General features: G+C 43.5%; 16 protein-coding genes. 9 read left to right on the top strand and 7 right to left on the bottom strand.

Annotated elements, in window-relative coordinates:
- The first annotated feature begins 4 nt into the window (after nucleotides 1-4).
- The 6 genes from nusA (at nucleotide 5) to tyrA (ending at nucleotide 7,241) form a co-directional block, all read left to right on the top strand.
- The gene (nusA, locus tag AB3F25_RS04425; RefSeq protein ID WP_373604289.1) at nucleotides 5-1,492 is read left to right on the top strand and encodes a transcription termination factor NusA; all 1,488 of its coding nucleotides are present in this window, start codon (nucleotides 5-7) and stop codon (nucleotides 1,490-1,492) included.
- Between the two features lie 12 nt (nucleotides 1,493-1,504).
- Complete coding sequence (infB, locus tag AB3F25_RS04430; protein WP_373604290.1) at nucleotides 1,505-4,036, top strand: translation initiation factor IF-2; 2,532 nt, start codon at nucleotides 1,505-1,507, stop codon at nucleotides 4,034-4,036.
- A 116-nt stretch (nucleotides 4,037-4,152) separates the two neighbouring features.
- Entirely contained in the window at nucleotides 4,153-4,533 is a 381-nt protein-coding gene (gene rbfA, locus AB3F25_RS04435; protein ID WP_373604291.1) for a 30S ribosome-binding factor RbfA, read from the top strand.
- A gap of 2 nt (nucleotides 4,534-4,535) precedes the next feature.
- On the top strand, nucleotides 4,536-5,456 hold the full coding sequence (gene truB, locus AB3F25_RS04440; RefSeq protein ID WP_373604292.1) for a tRNA pseudouridine(55) synthase TruB: 921 nt from the start codon (nucleotides 4,536-4,538) through the stop codon (nucleotides 5,454-5,456).
- Between the two features lie 55 nt (nucleotides 5,457-5,511).
- Nucleotides 5,512-5,970: a glycosyltransferase gene (locus tag AB3F25_RS04445; RefSeq protein ID WP_373604327.1), complete on the top strand. Its 459-nt coding sequence runs from the start codon at nucleotides 5,512-5,514 to the stop codon at nucleotides 5,968-5,970.
- 146 nt (nucleotides 5,971-6,116) lie between these two features.
- Entirely contained in the window at nucleotides 6,117-7,241 is a 1,125-nt protein-coding gene (tyrA, locus tag AB3F25_RS04450) for a bifunctional chorismate mutase/prephenate dehydrogenase (protein WP_373604293.1), read from the top strand.
- Between the two features lie 165 nt (nucleotides 7,242-7,406).
- On the opposite strand, the gene ppnN is transcribed toward tyrA, so the two are convergent.
- The 6 genes from ppnN to AB3F25_RS04480 form a co-directional block, all read right to left on the bottom strand.
- Entirely contained in the window at nucleotides 7,407-8,762 is a 1,356-nt protein-coding gene (ppnN, locus tag AB3F25_RS04455; protein ID WP_373604294.1) for a nucleotide 5'-monophosphate nucleosidase PpnN, read from the bottom strand.
- Between the two features lie 8 nt (nucleotides 8,763-8,770).
- Nucleotides 8,771-9,610, bottom strand: a complete 840-nt coding sequence (gene queF, locus AB3F25_RS04460; protein ID WP_373604295.1) for an NADPH-dependent 7-cyano-7-deazaguanine reductase QueF — start codon at nucleotides 9,608-9,610, stop codon at nucleotides 8,771-8,773.
- 109 nt (nucleotides 9,611-9,719) lie between these two features.
- The gene (locus AB3F25_RS04465) at nucleotides 9,720-10,505 is read right to left on the bottom strand and encodes a Zn-ribbon-containing protein (RefSeq protein ID WP_373604296.1); all 786 of its coding nucleotides are present in this window, start codon (nucleotides 10,503-10,505) and stop codon (nucleotides 9,720-9,722) included.
- Nucleotides 10,496-10,876: a SufE family protein gene (locus tag AB3F25_RS04470; RefSeq protein ID WP_373604297.1), complete on the bottom strand. Its 381-nt coding sequence runs from the start codon at nucleotides 10,874-10,876 to the stop codon at nucleotides 10,496-10,498. The genes AB3F25_RS04465 and AB3F25_RS04470 overlap by 10 nt, the downstream gene beginning before the upstream one ends.
- Nucleotides 10,873-12,072: a cysteine desulfurase gene (locus tag AB3F25_RS04475; protein WP_373604298.1), complete on the bottom strand. Its 1,200-nt coding sequence runs from the start codon at nucleotides 12,070-12,072 to the stop codon at nucleotides 10,873-10,875. The genes AB3F25_RS04470 and AB3F25_RS04475 overlap by 4 nt, the downstream gene beginning before the upstream one ends.
- Nucleotides 12,062-12,547, bottom strand: a complete 486-nt coding sequence (locus AB3F25_RS04480) for a thermonuclease family protein (RefSeq protein WP_373602701.1) — start codon at nucleotides 12,545-12,547, stop codon at nucleotides 12,062-12,064. Before AB3F25_RS04480 ends, AB3F25_RS04475 begins: the two co-directional genes overlap by 11 nt.
- Before the next feature lie 111 nt (nucleotides 12,548-12,658).
- On the opposite strand from AB3F25_RS04480, the gene AB3F25_RS04485 reads away from it, so the two are divergent.
- From AB3F25_RS04485 to AB3F25_RS04495, 3 genes are all read left to right on the top strand, one after another.
- Entirely contained in the window at nucleotides 12,659-13,078 is a 420-nt protein-coding gene (locus tag AB3F25_RS04485; RefSeq protein ID WP_373602702.1) for a CidA/LrgA family protein, read from the top strand.
- 18 nt (nucleotides 13,079-13,096) lie between these two features.
- Nucleotides 13,097-13,789, top strand: coding sequence for a CidB/LrgB family autolysis modulator (locus tag AB3F25_RS04490; protein ID WP_373602703.1), 693 nt, complete (start codon nucleotides 13,097-13,099; stop codon nucleotides 13,787-13,789).
- A gap of 81 nt (nucleotides 13,790-13,870) precedes the next feature.
- Nucleotides 13,871-15,223, top strand: a complete 1,353-nt coding sequence (locus AB3F25_RS04495; RefSeq protein ID WP_373602704.1) for an anti-phage deoxyguanosine triphosphatase — start codon at nucleotides 13,871-13,873, stop codon at nucleotides 15,221-15,223.
- Nucleotides 15,224-15,515: 292 nt separating this feature from the next.
- On the opposite strand, the gene dxs is transcribed toward AB3F25_RS04495, so the two are convergent.
- Nucleotides 15,516-17,381, bottom strand: a complete 1,866-nt coding sequence (dxs, locus tag AB3F25_RS04500) for a 1-deoxy-D-xylulose-5-phosphate synthase (protein ID WP_373602705.1) — start codon at nucleotides 17,379-17,381, stop codon at nucleotides 15,516-15,518.
- Nucleotides 17,382-17,405: the final 24 nt, after the last annotated feature.

Genomic DNA, 17,405 nt, shown 5'->3' on the forward strand with positions numbered 1-17,405 from the left:
AAAAATGAGTAAAGAAATTTTATTGGCGGCGGAAGCGGTATCTAACGAGAAGTTATTACCGCGTGAGAAAATTTTTGAAGCGTTAGAGAGTGCGATTGCGCTTTCTACTAAGAAAAAATACGAATACGAAACCGATATTCGCGTTTCAATTAATCCGAAAACCGGTGAATTCGACACTTTCCGTCGTTGGTTAGTGGTGGACGAAGTAAAAGTGCCGACCAAAGAAATAACTTTGGAAGCAGCACAATTTGAAGATCCGGCTATTCAACTCGGTGATTATGTGGAAGATCAAATCGAATCTATCGCTTTCGACCGCATCGCAATGCAAACTGCACGTCAAGTGATCAGCACTAAAATTCGTGAAGCGGAACGCGCTAAAGTCGTCGAACAATTCCTTTCCGAAGAAGGCAAAATTGTTACCGGCACGGTGAAAAAAGTAAATCGCGACAGCATTATTTTAGACTTAGGTAACAAGGCCGAAGCCGTGATTATGCGCGAGGATATGTTGCCGCGTGAAAATTTTCGGCCGGGCGATCGCGTTCGTGGCGTACTTTATAAAGTTAATCCGGAAAGCAAAACCTTTCAATTATTTGTCACCCGTGCAAAACCTGAAATGTTGATTGAATTATTCCGCATCGAAGTGCCGGAAATTGGTGAGGAAATGATTGAAATCCGCGGTGCTGCACGTGATCCGGGAGCTCGTGCAAAAATCGCGGTAAAATCAAACGACAAGCGTATCGATCCGGTAGGCGCTTGCGTCGGTATGCGTGGCGCACGTGTTCAAGCGATCACTAATGAATTGGGCGGCGAACGTATCGATATCGTGCTTTGGGACGACAATCCGGCGCAATTCGTGATTAATGCAATGGCGCCGGCTGATGTTTCTTCCATCATCGTAGATGAAGATAATCATTCTATGGATATCGCGGTTGAAGCCGACAATTTGGCGCAAGCCATCGGCCGTAACGGTCAAAACGTACGTTTAGCCACTCAATTGACCGGTTGGACATTAAACGTGATGACCACCGATGATTTAACGGCAAAACATCAAGCTGAAGACAGAAAAGTGATTGATCTTTTTATGGATAGCTTAGAGCTTGACGAAGAATTCGCTCAAATTCTGGTGGACGAGGGGTTCACTAATTTAGAAGAAATTGCTTACGTGCCAGTGAGCGAATTAACTGCAATTGACGGTTTAGAAGACGAAGATTTGGTTGAAGAACTGCAAACTCGCGCAAAAAATGCAATTACTGCAGCGGCAGTAGCGGAAGAAGAAGTTTTGAAAAAAGCCAATATTGAAGATGCCTTATTAAATCTTGCCGGGATGAATCGTCATATTGCTTTCAAATTGGCGGAAAAACAAATTACTACCCTTGAAGAACTCGCCGAGCAGGGGGTTGATGATTTAACGGATATTGAAGAATTAAGTGCTGAACAAGTGGCCGATTTAATTATGGCGGCGCGTAATATCTGTTGGTTCGGCGAAGAGTAAGGAGAGTTTAGAATGACTGATGAAGTAAAAAAAACGGATACAGAAGCACCAAAGAAATTAAGTATTCAACGCAGAACTAAGACCACGGTAAGTGCAACGACCACAAGTGGTAAAAGCAAAGCGGTGCAAGTGGAAGTACGTAAAAAACGTACGGTTCAGACTGATGCAGCCAAAAAAGAGGAAGAAGCAGCAAAACTAAAAGCGCAACAAGATGCGGATGCTAAAAAAGCGGAGGCGGAAGAAAAAGCCCGCGTTCAAGCGGAAAAAGTCAAAAAAGAGAAAAAAACGACGGCAGAAAAAGCTAAAGCACAAGCCAAATCTGTAAAAGCCGCTAATAGTACGGTCGAATCTAAAGCGAAATCTGTTGATCCTGAAAAAGAAAAACGTAAAGCAGAAGAAGCCGAACTTCGTCGTAAAGCGGAAGAATTAGCTCGCCAAAAAGCCGAGGAACAAGCTCGCCGTGCTGCAGAGGAAGCTAAACGCTATGCGGATTCCGATAACTCCGACGATGATTCTTCTTCCGAAGATTATGCCGATTACAATCTAAGCTCAAGATATGCTCTCGAAGCCGAAGATGAAGAGGAGCGTCGTAATGAAAATCGCGGTAGAGGCAAAAATAGAGTAGCGAAAACGAAAAAAGGCGGACGCGACGATGACAATAGTAAAAATAACAGAAATGAACGGGAATCCAATCGTAGAAATCCAAAAGACGGTAAATTAGGTAAAGGTAAAAACGGTAAGAAAGGCGCTGCTTTGCAACAAGCCTTCACCAAACCGGTTCAAGCAGTGAAAGCGGATGTAATTATCGGCGAAACGATCACTGTTGCCGAGCTTGCCAATAAAATGGCAATCAAGGCTACTGAAATTATTAAAACGATGATGAAAATGGGCGAAATGGTGACCATTAACCAAGTGCTTGACCAAGAAACCGCACAATTAGTGGCGGAAGAACTAGGGCACAAAGTCATTCTTCGTAACGAAAACGAACTTGAAGAAGCTGTATTGGGTGATCGTGACGTGAACGCGGAAAAAGTGACCCGAGCGCCGGTTGTCACTATTATGGGCCACGTTGACCACGGTAAAACATCGCTGCTTGATTACATTCGTAAAGCTAAAGTGGCAGCTGGCGAAGCGGGTGGGATCACTCAGCACATCGGTGCGTATCACGTTGAAATGGATGACGGCAAAATGATCACCTTCTTAGATACACCGGGACACGCGGCCTTTACTTCTATGCGTGCGCGTGGTGCGAAAGCAACCGATATTGTGGTTCTCGTAGTAGCTGCCGATGACGGCGTGATGCCACAAACCATTGAGGCGATTCAACATGCTAAAGCGGCGGGCGCACCGCTAGTGGTTGCAGTAAATAAAATTGATAAGCCAGAAGCCAATCCTGAACGGGTAGAACAAGAATTGTTGCAATACGAAGTCATTTCTGAAAAATTCGGTGGTGAAGTGCAATTTGTACCGGTTTCCGCTAAGAAGGGAACAGGGATTGATGAATTGTTAGATGCGATTTTACTTCAATCGGAAGTTTTAGAATTAACTGCCGTAAAAGATGGTATGGCGAGCGGTGTAGTGATCGAGTCTTATCTTGACAAAGGTCGAGGTCCGGTTGCAACTATTTTGGTTCAATCCGGTACTTTACACAAAGGGGATATTGTCCTTTGCGGTTTTGAATACGGTCGCGTACGTGCAATGCGCGATGAAAATGGTAAAGAAATCAACGAAGCCGGCCCGTCTATTCCGGTGGAAGTGCTTGGACTTTCCGGTGTGCCGGCGGCAGGGGATGAAGCCACCGTGGTGCGCGATGAGAAAAAAGCGCGTGAAGTGGCGTTATACCGTCAAGGTAAATTCCGTGAAGTGAAGTTAGCGCGTCAGCAAAAAGCCAAATTAGAAAATATGTTCAGTAATATGGCGGAAGGTGATGTGGCGGAATTAAACGTTATCGTAAAAGCGGACGTACAAGGTTCCGTAGAAGCCATCGTTCAATCTTTAAACGAACTTTCAACAGATGAAGTGAAAGTGAAAGTGGTGGGCTCCGGCGTGGGCGGTATCACCGAAACCGACGCAACTTTAGCAGCTGCGTCTAATGCGATTGTTATCGGTTTTAACGTACGTGCCGACGCATCAGCACGTCGCCTGATTGAAGCAGAAAACATCGATTTACGTTATTATTCCATCATTTATGAATTGTTAAATGAAATCAAAGCGGCAATGAGCGGTATGCTAGAGCCGGAATTCAAACAAGAAATTATTGGCCTTGCTGAAGTGCGTGATGTGTTCCGTCATCCGAAATTCGGTGCGATCGCCGGTTGTATGGTGACTGAAGGTGTCGTAAAACGTAACAATCCAATCCGCGTATTACGCGACAACGTAGTTATTTTTGAGGGTGAATTGGAATCGCTCCGCCGTTTTAAAGACGATGTTGCCGAAGTGCGTAGTAATATGGAATGCGGTATCGGTGTGAAAAACTACAACGACGTGAAAGTCGGTGACCAGATTGAGGTGTTCGAAGTCGTTGAGGTTAAACGTTCGATCTAGTTTTAAACGATGATTAATGATTCGGTCTTTACGGGAGTGAAGACCGATTTTGTATTATTAAGTCAGGATTTCACCATCGGTGAAACCAGATATTAAAATAAAAATAGAGAAATTCAATGGCTCGAGAATTTAAACGTAGCGACCGTGTCGCGCAAGAAATCCAAAAAGAAATTGCGGTAATTTTACAACGTGAAGTCAAAGACCCGCGTATTGGCATGGTGACGGTGTCCGATGTGGAAGTGTCTAGTGATTTGGCGTATGCCAAAGTTTTCGTCACATTCTTATTTGATCACGATGAACAGACGATTACACAAGGCATGAAAGGTTTGGAAAAAGCAGCCCCCTATATTCGCACATTGCTTGGCAAAACGATGCGTTTGCGCATCGTACCGGAGATTCGATTTATTTATGACGAATCGTTGGTTGAAGGAATGCGTATGTCAAATCTTGTTTCTAACGTCATTCGTGAAGACGAAGCGAAACATAAAGAGGATTAATCGTGTCTAGACCAAGTAAAAAAGGCCGTGACATTGATGGTGTATTTTTACTGGATAAACCGCAAGGTATGTCGTCTAACGACATTATGCAGAAAGTAAAGCGTCTGTTCCAAGCAAATAAAGCGGGCCATACAGGCGCGTTGGATCCATTAGCGACCGGAATGTTACCGATTTGCTTAGGCGAAGCGACTAAATTTTCGCAGTTCTTATTAGATGCGGATAAACGTTACGTTGTGACGGCTAAATTAGGTGAGCGAACCGATACGTCCGATGCAGAAGGGCAGATTGTAGAAACTCGTGCGGTAAATGTAGGTACCGCTGAAATTTTGAGCGCACTTGAGGCGTTTCGCGGTAGTATTTTGCAAGTGCCGACCATGTTTTCCGCCCTCAAACATAATGGCAGACCATTATATGAATACGCGCGTCAAGGCATTACCGTGGCCCGTGAAGCACGCCCCATTACGATTTTTGAACTAAACTTCATTGAATATGAAGCGCCTTATTTAACGCTTGAAGTATATTGTTCAAAAGGTACTTATATTCGTACCTTAATCGATGATTTAGGTGAAGCCCTTCAATGCGGTGCTCATGTAACCATGCTACGCAGAATCGCTGTGGCGAATTATCCGACGGAAAAAATGATGACTTGGGATGAGTTGCAAAGATTAGCAGAGCGGCAGGATCTATCATTGTTGGATGCGCATTTATTGCCGACGGATAGTGCAGTTGCCAAACTGCCGACCTTACATTTGACTGCGGAGCAGAGTAGAGCGATTGGCTTTGGTCAGCGCCTGAAATTTACCAACCGGCAACAATTACAAGGCCAAGTACGCTTGTTTTCTGCCGAGAATTTATTTTTGGGAATTGCACAAATCGGGCAGGATTGTGTGATTAGACCGGTAAGACTAGTAAATTATTTATAAAAAAACTTTTATTAATTAGTGCGTTTTTTTGAAATGCCTCTAAAGACGAAATGAAATCAAAGGATTTGATCTCATTTTAGAAAGTTTTAGAAAAGCAAGGAAAAAGAATAAGAACTTACAACTTTATATTGTTGGAAAAGGTGAAAAAATTGTAGAGGACGGCATTATAGATGTCGGTTTTTCTAAAGATCCGATTAGTTGGTATAATTCTGTCGATTATGTCATTAATGCGAATAGACAAAGCTATTTTGATTTATCTATTATAGAAGCGCTTTCAACCGGCGTGCCGATTATTATGGCAAATAATTTTGGACATAGCTATTTTAATAATAAATCTCCTTTAATTTTTACGTTTAATGTAAATAATCAAGATGAATTAACAGAAATTTTAGCGAATAAGCTAAGTAAAAGAGATTATTCTAGGCTAGAAAATAGATTACTTTATGAAAAAGAATTATCGGATATTCGTTATTACGATAGATTTATCGATTTTATTAAATCGATTATAAAATAAACTATCAGATAAAATTTGAGGAAATAACGGATTTCTTTTAGATATTTCTCTTTTCATAATTTATTTGCCTTTCTAATGAAATTCCAGTAGTCTTTCCTGTAATTTATTCATTACAAGTATTGTAAACAAAAAATTACAGGTGAATTATGGAAGCCCTTAAAGATTTACGTGCCGATATTGACGCACTTGACCACAAACTTATCCAACTTTTTGCCAAACGCCTTGAGTTGGTTTCACAGATTGGCAAAATTAAACATCAACATGGCTTGCCGATTTATGCACCGCAACGCGAAATTGATATGCTTAAAGCGCGCCGCGAAGAGGCGGAAAAAGCCGGTATTTCAGCCGATTTAATCGAAGACGTGTTGCGCCGTTTTATGCGCGAATCCTACAGCAATGAAAACCGATTTGGTTTTAAAACCGTCAATCCGGATATTCAGAAAATCGTTATCGTAGGCGGTAACGGAAAACTCGGCGGCTTATTTGCCCGTTATTTACGCGCTTCCGGTTATCCTGTCACAATATTAGATCGCAATGATTGGGAACACGCAAAAGAGATTTTAGCAGGCGCCAATGCGGTGCTGATTTCGGTACCCATTAATCAAACTCTTGCCACTATTGAACGATTAAAACCGTATCTCAGTGAAAATATGTTACTGGCAGATCTCACTTCCGTGAAACGCGAACCGCTTGCCAAAATGTTGGCAGTGCATACCGGCGCAGTGGTGGGCTTGCATCCGATGTTCGGGCCGGATATCACTAGCATGGCGAAACAAGTGGTGGTACGTTGCGATGGGCGTTTTGCCGAACGTTACGAATGGCTGCTTGAGCAAATCCAAATTTGGGGCGCGAAAATTTATCAAACAGACGCCGCCGAACACGATCATAATATGACTTACGTGCAAGCCCTGCGCCACTTCGCCACCTTCGCTAATGGCCTACATCTTTCCAAGCAGCCGGTAAATTTAGCGAATTTGCTCGCGCTTTCTTCTCCAATTTATCGTTTAGAATTGGCTATGATCGGCCGCCTATTTGCACAAGATGCCGAACTTTACGCTGACATTATCATGGATAAAGCGGAAAACCTTGATGTGATCGAAAGTTTGAAAGAGACTTATGAAGAGGCTTTAGAATTTTTTGAAAATGGCGACCGACAAGGCTTTATTGATGCTTTCTGCCAAGTCCGTGAATGGTTCGGCGATTACTCTGAGCAATTCTTAAAAGAAAGCCGCCAGTTATTACAGCAGGCGAATGATTTGAAACAAGTTTAGTTTTTTTTGTATCGCGGCGGCGTAAACAGATTTGCCGGCATCGTCAAAAGCTTCATTTCATCGGGCTTAAAAAACGAAAACGCGAAGCCCCTATTTTAGGGGCTTCAATGCGGTGCTATTTTGAATGTTGAACGATTAAGCAAGTTACTACCGGCGAAGTCTTCTTTACTTCACAATTTCATAACAAGGCTCATAAGCTTTTCCGGTCGGCAATTTCATTCGATGTTGCTGAATAAAATCTTCCAGTAGTTTATCCACTTTTTCCATTAAAGTGCGGTCTCCGTGCAGCTTAAATTTGCCGAAATGGGTGATATCGTCTTGTGTTTGCGGCTTAATGTTGCCTGCCACAATACCGGAAAAAGCCTGGCGCAGGTTGGCGGTTAAATCCATTTTTGATTGGTTAAAATGCAAGGCTAAATTCGCCATATTTTCATGAGTCGGCTCGAAAGGTTGTTGCAAACGCGGATCGATTTTAAGCGACCAATTAAAACAGTAGGAATCATTGGTTTGACGACGTTGCGTTGTCACATCTCCCATCGCTTTTCTCATATGACGGGCGACACTTGTGGCATCATCAATTATGATCGTATACAGTTTTTGCACGTCTTTACCCAATACATCGCCGATAAAGCGATCAATTGTTGCGAAATAATTCGCACTTTCTTGCGGGCCGGTCAAAATCAGTGGTAAATGTTGCGCTTTGTTTTCCGGATTAAGTTTTACCCCCAGTACATATAATAATTCTTCAAATGTACCCGGGCCGCCGGGGAAAATTAAAATACCGTGTCCCATGCGCACAAAGGCTTCCAAGCGTTTTTCGATATCCGGCATAATAATTAACTCGTTGACAATCGGATTTGGCGGTTCGGAAGCGATAATCGACGGTTCGGTAATGCCGATAAAACGGCTGTGTTGATAGCGTTGGTTGGCATGTCCGATTGCCGCGCCTTTCATCGGCGCTTCCATCACGCCCGTACCGCAACCGGTGATGATGTTCATTTCGCGCAAACCCAATTCCAGCCCAACTTGGCGACAATATTGATATTCCACTTCGCTAATCGAATGGCCGCCCCAACACACGACAAGATTTGGATGTTCGCCCACAATCAAGGCTTTCGCATTACGCAAAATAGAAAATACTTGGTTGGTGATTTGTTTGCTGTCTTGCAATTTTTCATGTTGATGCAGCGCGTTGACGAACAAAATATCGCGCAATACGGCGAATAAATGATATTGAATGTTCAGCATCATTTTATCGTCCACAAAAGCGCTTTCCGGCGGATTATGCAGTTCCAAACTCACACCGCGTTCACGGGCAATCAGATGAATATCGAAATCGGCATATTGCTGTAACAGCGCGCGACTGTCATCGGTTACCGCACCGGAATTCAGCACGGCGAGCGAGCAGTTGCGATAGAGTTGATATAAATCTGATTGTGCGGTTTTAGTTAGCTGTTCCACTTCAAGATGGGAAAGCTGATCCATGCTACCTTTCGGATTAATAAAATGAATGTTCGACATAACGATCTCTATTGTCTGGCTAAACGTAAATTTTGCGGAATGGTTTCAAAATTTGAGCGGAATGGGTTAATGTCCAAACCGCCGCGACGCGTGTAACGGGCATAAACCGTGAGTTTTTGCGGTTTGGCATAACGCATTAAATCACAGAAAATACGTTCCGCACATTGTTCGTGAAATTCGTTATGTTGGCGGAATGACACGATATAACGTAATAATTTCTCGCGATCGATTTTGTTGCCGACGTAGTGAATTTGCAGCGTTCCCCAATCCGGTTGATGAGTAATCAAGCAGTTAGATTTTAGCAAATGGCTGACTAAATATTCTTCTACGATCTCATCAGACACGCAATCTTCTAGCCACTCAGCGTTAAATTCATAATCGCGAATTTCGATATTTTGCTCGTCGATGCATTCGCCGTGTAGCGATTTAATGATTTGGCCGTCATAAAATGCCAGCGGATTTAACCGCACCTTGACTTCGCCTTGCGCGCAATCACTTAAATCTCGTTGCATGGTATGCGCAACTTGCTCAAAATCGGCGAATTTACTTTGATTGAAGCTATTTAAATAGAGTTTAAAACTTTTTGATTCGATTAAATTTCGGCTTCGATAATCCAAATAAATATCGGCGATGGCCACTTGTGGCAAGCCTTTTTGGTTTAGCCAGGAAATTTCATAAGCCGTCCAAATATCCGCGCCGGTTGTAAACGGTTGTGCATCGGTAATGCCCAAAGCGTCGCGATTTAACGCGCGCGGTACGGGCTGTAATAAGGTGCGATCATAGTTGGCGGCGTATTCGGTTTTTTGTCCGAGTTTAAGGGATGTTAAACAGTTGTCTTGGTTGTTCATTTTGTTTCCATTGTTGTTTATTTCTATTGTCGTTTATTTCTATTGTAGGGTCGCGTACGCCATCTTTACTTCATACCATTTCAATGCGGTGCTATTTTGAGAGGTCATTTTACAAAAAATTCCACGAAAGATTGGATACCAAACGACAAGCGTCGCATTTGAAGTGAAGCACATCAAAAAGCGCTTGGTCAAGTGTCCAAACAGCACCGCATTGAGGGCAGCAACGGCGCCGTTCTTGCGCCGGCGATTCGCCGCCGACGCGATACAAATAATAGTAAGTCGGCACGCCGCTTTGTTTTTCGATTTCTTGCGCCAAATAGCGACCGTGTTTAGAAAGCCGGCTTTGTACGTCGGAAATTTCAGAAAGTGCTGTTTGTTCCAATACCGCACCGTTCATTTGCAACTGATCGCAAGCTTGCCAATTTTCTTGCCATTTCAGTACGTCTTGGCTTAAGTGCGGTTGGTTTTTTAGCTGTTTATATAACGGTATTGGCGCAAAATTTTCACCGCTATGAATCGGCGAACAGCTTTGTAAGTGCGTGGTGTATAACACTTGCCAAGCGGGACGCGCGTTTTCAGCAGTTTGGTCGGCATTAAGATCGTCGCCAAGTAGCAAAAAATTTTCTAAAAAAAGCCCAAATTTTTCTGCCTGCTGCAAGGCAAAATCCACTTCGGTGTTATTGTTTTGGGGAAAAAGACTGTCTTGTTCCGGACAAACCACGCGCATAGCGAAACCTTGTGCGCCGTTGTCTTCGACTAAATACAGCGAAATTTCGCGCCCGATAATTTGCCCATTGTAACGCCATTGATCGATCAGCGCATTTAGCACGCGGTTTTGCTCGACGATGTGATTTTCAAGAGCGGTAATGCGAAAATAGGGTTCGATTAAATACATAAATTTTTTAATTGTTGTGCGATTTGATTCAGCCCGTTCAAGCGCGTTTCACTCAAACGTTGTGCGATGCCGAGTTCGTTAAAGAACGCGCCGAGGTCAAAGTTGCGCAATTGTTCGACGTTTTTGCCGTTGATTTGGTTTAACAAAATCCATAACAAGCCATTCATAATGCGTGCTTCACTGAAAGCCCGGAAGGTGAAAGTGCGATCGGTTTTCGGCAAGATTTGGAACCACATTTGCGCTTCGCAGCCGTTAATAGGCTGCATCTCGGCAAGTTCTTCATCGCACGGGCGCGGCAAATTCTTACCTGCTTGAATGATAAGTCGATAACGTTCTTCCCAAGTTTTGGCATTTTTTAATTGTTCGATCATTGCAGTAAATCCAAGGCTTTATCTAATGCGCTGAAAAATGCAGAAACCTCCTCCGGCGCATTATAAGGCGCAAAGGAAAGGCGCAATGTGGTGCGTTCGCCAAGACGTGCCAAATAAGGCTGGGCGCAATGTTCGCCGACCCGCAAGGCGATATGTTGTTCACTTAATAAAGTGGAAAGATCGGACGAATTAATCTTGTCAAAGACGAAGCACACCACGCTGCTAGGTTGCGGCGAGTTAAATAAACGGCAAGTTGGGTAATGTTTTAAGCGCGCTTTAACTGATTCCGCCAAGTCGATCGCATGTTGTTCAGCGGCGACAAGATCCCATTTGGTTAGCCAATCCAGCACCGCATTGAAGCCAATGACACCGGCAATGTTCGGCGTGCCGGCCTCTAAACGATAGGGCAAATCGGCAAAGGTGATGTTTTCACTTGATACGCGATCCACCATTTTCCCGCCGAAAAACAGCGGTTGCAGTTGAGTAAGGGCGGTCAATTTTCCGCTTAATACGCCGAGGCCGTTCGGGCCATAAATTTTATGAGCGGAAAAGGCGAGGAAATCCGCATCCAAATCCTGTAAATCGATTTTTATATGGCTGACGGCTTGCGCCGAATCGACTAAAACCAAGGCAGGACTATGTTTCCGAATAATTTTAATTAAATGTTTAATCGGCTGCTGCGTGCCGGTGACGTTCGATACGAAATTCAGCGCCACCAATTTGGTTTTCTCATTTAAGGCGGCTTTCAACGCGTGCTCATTAATCAACCAATTATCTAAAATCGGCAAAACGCGTATTTTGGCTCCGCACTTTTTCGCCGTTTCGTACCAAGTGACGAAATTAGCGTGGTGATCCGCTTGGCTAATTAAAATTTCATCACCGGCTTTTAATTGGGGCAATAAGCCGTTTGCGACTAAATTGATCGCGTGGGTGGTGCTGGATGTCCAAATTACTGCTTTTTCGCTTTCTGCATTGATGAATTGTTTAACTTGCGTGCGAGCCCGTTCATATTGCGCTGTTTGTGCCGCATCGTATTGGCTACGATGCACGGAACCGGCGGAAGCATAAAATTCAGCCGTGCGTTCAATAAGCGCTGTGGGTTTTAGCGTTGTCGCGGCGTTATCTAAATACAGCACCGCATCGGAACGTTGAAAATAAGGGAAATCTTGCCGGAACGCTTGATAATCAAAAGCCATGTTTTTTCTCCTGCTTGCGCCATTCGTGCGGTGGAATCGGATGTTTGTCCGCCCATAATCCTAAGCGTTGCGCCTGCGCTTGTTGTTGCGCTTGTAAATAAATCGGGTGATGAAGATACTGATTATATGCCCAAGCCATGCCTTGTTTCACCAACGCTAAATTAATATTTTCGTTGCCGAGATAAACGGTTGCTAAAGTACGTTTGTAGTGATCTTTGCCTATGCTGTCTAAGCAAACTTGACGTTTATATACCATAGCGGAAAGGGCTTGTTTGGCTTTTTGTCCGAAAGCTTGAGTTTTTTCCGGCGCATCGATTTCTGCTAAGCGTACTTTGAACGGTTTCTTATTTTTGGTTAAGCAGGTTAGCGTATCGCCGTCGCTCACGCCAATCACAAAACAGCTATTGCGCGGGCTGGAACAAGCGGAAAGTGAGGTGAAAAAGACGCATAAAATTAGCAAATAGTGCTTTATCATGTTTAGGAAAAGGCTAATTCGGATTGGTGTATTTTACCTAAAAAACTCGCTAATCTTGAAAAAAAGCGTAGAATAATTTCAAATTTTATTAAAAAAGTTGAAAGGGCAAAAATGTTATACAAGAAGGCTTTTCTTTTGGCGCGCTCCTTATTGATTCTTTATATTATGCTTTATCTCGGTAATCTAATCGCGCATTTTGTGCCCGTTGGTGTGCCGGGGAGTATTTGGGGCTTGTTAGTGCTTTTTATCGGCTTAACTACGCAGACGATTCGTTTGGAGTGGATTTACTTTGGCGCAAGCTTGTTAATTCGTTTTATGGCAATTTTGTTTGTACCGGTGAGTGTGGGAATTATCAAATATTCCGACTTATTATGGGCGCAGATGAATATTTTGTTAATTCCGAATATCGTCAGCACTTGTATTACGTTAGTTTTTATCGGCGTGATGGCAAATATGCTGTTTGATCGCCAATCTTTCGGGCATAAACGCCAAAAAGTATTGGCAAAACGCATGGCTGAAATAGAAAAATAAATTTAACTTGGAAAATCAATGAATTACGCAATTTATCTTTATACGTTTTTAACAATTTTCGGTTTTTGGCTTGCCTTACAAATCAGTAAACGCTGGAAATCGGTAATTTTTAATACGTTTATTTTAACCGTATTAATTTTGGTATTAATTTTATTGGTTGGCAAAATTCCTTACGATAATTATATGGCCGGTAATGCGCCGATTAATAATTTGCTCGCGTTGAGTATTGTTGCCCTCGCTTTGCCACTTTATGAGCAGCTCAAACAAATCGCCAAACAATGGCGCATTATTCTTTCTGTGGTAGTGCTTGCCTCCGTTTTTTCCATGCTTACCGGCGCAATTTTGGCATTAATTTTAGGCGCTACGCCGGAAATGGTGGCTACCGTATTACCGAAATCCATCACTACACCGATCGCAATGGAAGTGTCTTCTCATTTAGGCGGCATCCCAGCCGTTACAGCGGTCGGTGTCGTAGTTGCCGGTTTACAAGGCTCAATTTTCGGTTATTTGATTTTGAAAAAAATTGGCTTACGTCATCAAGAAGCCATCGGTTTGTCGGTAGGCTCCGTTTCGCACGCGCTTGGTACTGTAAGTTGTATGGAAATCAATCCGAAAGCGGGCAGTTACAGCTCTATTTCTTTAGTATTGTGTGGCATTATCAGTTCCATTTTGGCGCCTTTAGTATTTAAAATCATTTACTTATTCGTCTAATCCAAATAAAACCGCCATCTGTTTCGATGGTGGCTTTATGCTACAATCCGCCCGTTTCTTCCTTAATTTCTGCTTAATATTATGAAAAATACTTTATCGCCCGCTTGGGCCGAGCGTTTTATTGCCGATCCACCGCGTGAAAGAGATCATCGCCCGCCGTTTCGGCGTGATCGCGGACGTATTCTGCATTCCGCCGCATTTCGTTGTTTGCAGGCGAAAACCCAAATTCATGCAGTCGGCGAGAATGATTTCTATCGTACTCGGTTAACGCATTCTTTGGAGGTGGCGCAAATCGGCAGCAGCCTTGTGGCGCAATTAAAATTTGCCGAATCTTTCACTAATTTATCCGAACAACTTAATGTTGATGCTGCAGAATTACAAAAACAGCTGAAAAGTTTATTGCCAAGCAACGATTTGATCGAAAGTCTTTGTTTCGCTCATGATATCGGTCACCCTCCGTTCGGACACGGCGGAGAAGTGGCGCTAAATTTTATGATGCACGAACAGGGCGGCTTTGAAGGTAATGCGCAGACTTTTCGTATTCTTACCAAACTGGAACCCTACACGGCAAACGCCGGCATGAATTTGACCCGCCGCACTTTACTCGGCGTAGTTAAATATCCGACGATTTTAGATCGCGCTTCGCCGCAATATGCAGATTTATCGCAACTTAGCCAAACCGATGCGCGTTATGTAAAAATCAGTGATTGGAAGCCCGGCAAAGGCATTTTTCGTGATGATTTAACGATGTTCGAATGGCTTCTAAAAAATCTTTCTGAACAGGATCGAACATTGTTTTGTTCACTCCAAAACGCACGCTCAGATTCCGCTGAATTTTTAAAGACCCGCTTTAAATCTCTGGATTGCAGCATTATGGAATTGGCGGACGATATCGCCTACGCGGTGCATGATTTAGAAGATGCAATAGTCACAAAAATGGTAAATGCGCAACAATGGCAAGAAGCGAGCACCGCGTTGATGCAAATTCCGCAGCCATGGCTGCAGAAAAATATTCGACGCATTAGTTTTGGGCTTTTTTCCGATAAGCATTTCGAACGAAAAAATGCCATTGGAGCATTGGTGAACTTCTTCATTACCAACGTGCGCTGGACGCTAACCGAAAACTTCGACGAACCATTGTTACGTTATAACGCACAATTGCCGGAAAATGTCGTAAAGGTGTTAGAGATCTTCAAACAATTCGTCTGGAAATATGTGATTCGTAATGTGGAAACCCAGCGCATTGAGTATAAAGGGCAACGCATGCTGACGGAACTGTTCCGAATTTTTGAATCTGACCCGCTACGTTTGTTACCACACAATACCGCACAAAAATGGCAAAAGGCGCTACCCGAACATAAAAAACGGGTGATTTGTGATTACATCGCGGGGATGTCTGACGCTTATGCAATGCGGGTTTATCAGCAGCTGTGAACAATTTCCGTCGGCGTACTACGCTAACAGCACCGCATTGAACGCGCTTTCAATGCGGTGCTATTTAATCAGTTCGATAAATGTTTTGTAGCCTGACACAAAACAGCTGTTTAACGTTTCCTTCTTCCAAAATAAAAAACCGCTACTCAATTGAGTAGCGGGATGGTCTTAAAATAAGATTTAAAAAAAACTGCGATATTGCGATATGCAGTGCACTAGCACTTTATCAGATGCTCATTCTATGAAGAAGTTCATATTTTTTTGATAAAAAATTTAGAAAAATCAGCCAATACTATTTGGCCATAAATGCGAGAATTTGTTGTTCAATGCCTTCTGCATCTAGTTTTAGTTCGTGCAATATTTCTTGTTGGGTACCTTGCGGAATAAAGTAATCCGGTAAACCGAGCTGTAACAAAATGTGAGGTTTGCCGGAGGCATTTAACACTTCGGCAACGGCTGAACCAGCACCGCATTGAACGGCATTTTCTTCCAATGTCACCAAATAATCATGAGTTTGCGCCAATACGTTAATCATTTCCGTATCTAACGGTTTCACAAATCGCATATCGACCAATGTTGCACCCAAATTTTCCGCCACTTTATACGCTGCTGGAAGTAATGTGCCGAAATTTAAAATGGCGATTTTTTTTCCTTCTTTAATCAAACGCGCTTTACCGAGCGGCAACATTTCTAACGGCGCTAAATCTACGCCTTGCGCATTACCACGCGGATAACGCACCGCCGCCGGCTTACCGCATCGGAGGCCGGTGTAAAGCATTTGGCGGCATTCGTTTTCATCGCTTGGCGTCATAATGATCATATTTGGAATGCAGCGCATAAAACTTAAATCGAAAGCGCCTTGGTGGGTTTGCCCATCGGCACCGACAATACCGGCGCGGTCGATCGCAAATAGCACCGGCAAATTTTGAATGGCAACATCGTGAATCAGTTGGTCGTAAGCGCGTTGCAAAAAGGTCGAATAAATCGCCACAACCGGCTTGTAACCGCCGATAGCAAGGCCTGCGGCAAATGTCACAGCGTGCTGTTCGGCAATGGCAACATCAAAATATTGCTCAGGGAAACGTTGGGAAAATTCCACCAGACCGGAGCCTTCGCGCATGGCCGGTGTGATGCCGATGATTTTCGGATCTTGCGCTGCCATTTCACACAGCCAATCACCGAAGATTTTAGAATAACTCGGTTTGGTATTAGATTTCGGCAATTCGCCACGGCTCGGGTCAAATTTCGGTACGCCATGAAAGCCGATTGGATCTTTTTCTGCCGGCTCATAGCCTTTACCTTTCTTGGTTTTGATATGTAAGAATTGCGGACCTTTCAGATTGCGCATATTGCTTAGCGTTGCCACCAATTCGTCAATATTATGCCCGTCCACTGGGCCGATATAGTTAAAACCAAGCTCTTCAAACAGCGTACTTTGCGGTGAAAACATCACGCCTTTCATATGTTCCTCGGTTTTTTTCATAAAGTTTTTTACCGGCGGAACCTTATCAAGAATTTTTTTGCTACCGTCGCGCAATGTTGAGTAGAGAGAACCGGAAAAAATACGCGCTAAATGATTATTTAACGCGCCGACATTTTCTGAAATAGACATTTCGTTATCGTTTAAAATCACCAACATATCGGTGTGTAACGAACCGGCGTGATTTAATGCCTCAAATGCCATACCTGCAGTAATTGCGCCGTCACCAATCACACACACGGTTTTACGCCCGGCGTTTTCGCGTTCTGCCGCTAAGGCTACGCCAAGTCCGGCGCTAATTGAGGTGGAAGAATGGCCAACACTTAAGACGTCAAATTCGCTTTCTTCACGCCAAGGGAACGGATGAATTCCGCCTTTTTGACGAATTGTAGACATTTGATCACGTCGTCCGGTTAAAATTTTGTGCGGATAGGCTTGATGACCGACATCCCAAATTAATTGGTCAAAAGGCGTTTTATACACATAATGCAACGCCACAGTAAGTTCTACCGTTCCTAAGCCGGATGCTAAATGGCCGCTGGTTTGACTAACAGAGTTTAAAAGATAATCACGCAGCTCTTGGCAAAGTTGAGGCAGTTGCTCTTTGCGCAAAAGGCGCAAATCTTCCGGAGAATTGATAAGAGATAAAAGAGGATAATGGTTCATATCGTGAGTCATTTTTAAAAAATTTTGATTTTCGAC

The sequence above is a fragment of the Aggregatibacter sp. HMT-949 genome, from assembly GCF_041734645.1.
GTDB lineage: Bacteria > Pseudomonadota > Gammaproteobacteria > Enterobacterales > Pasteurellaceae > Rodentibacter.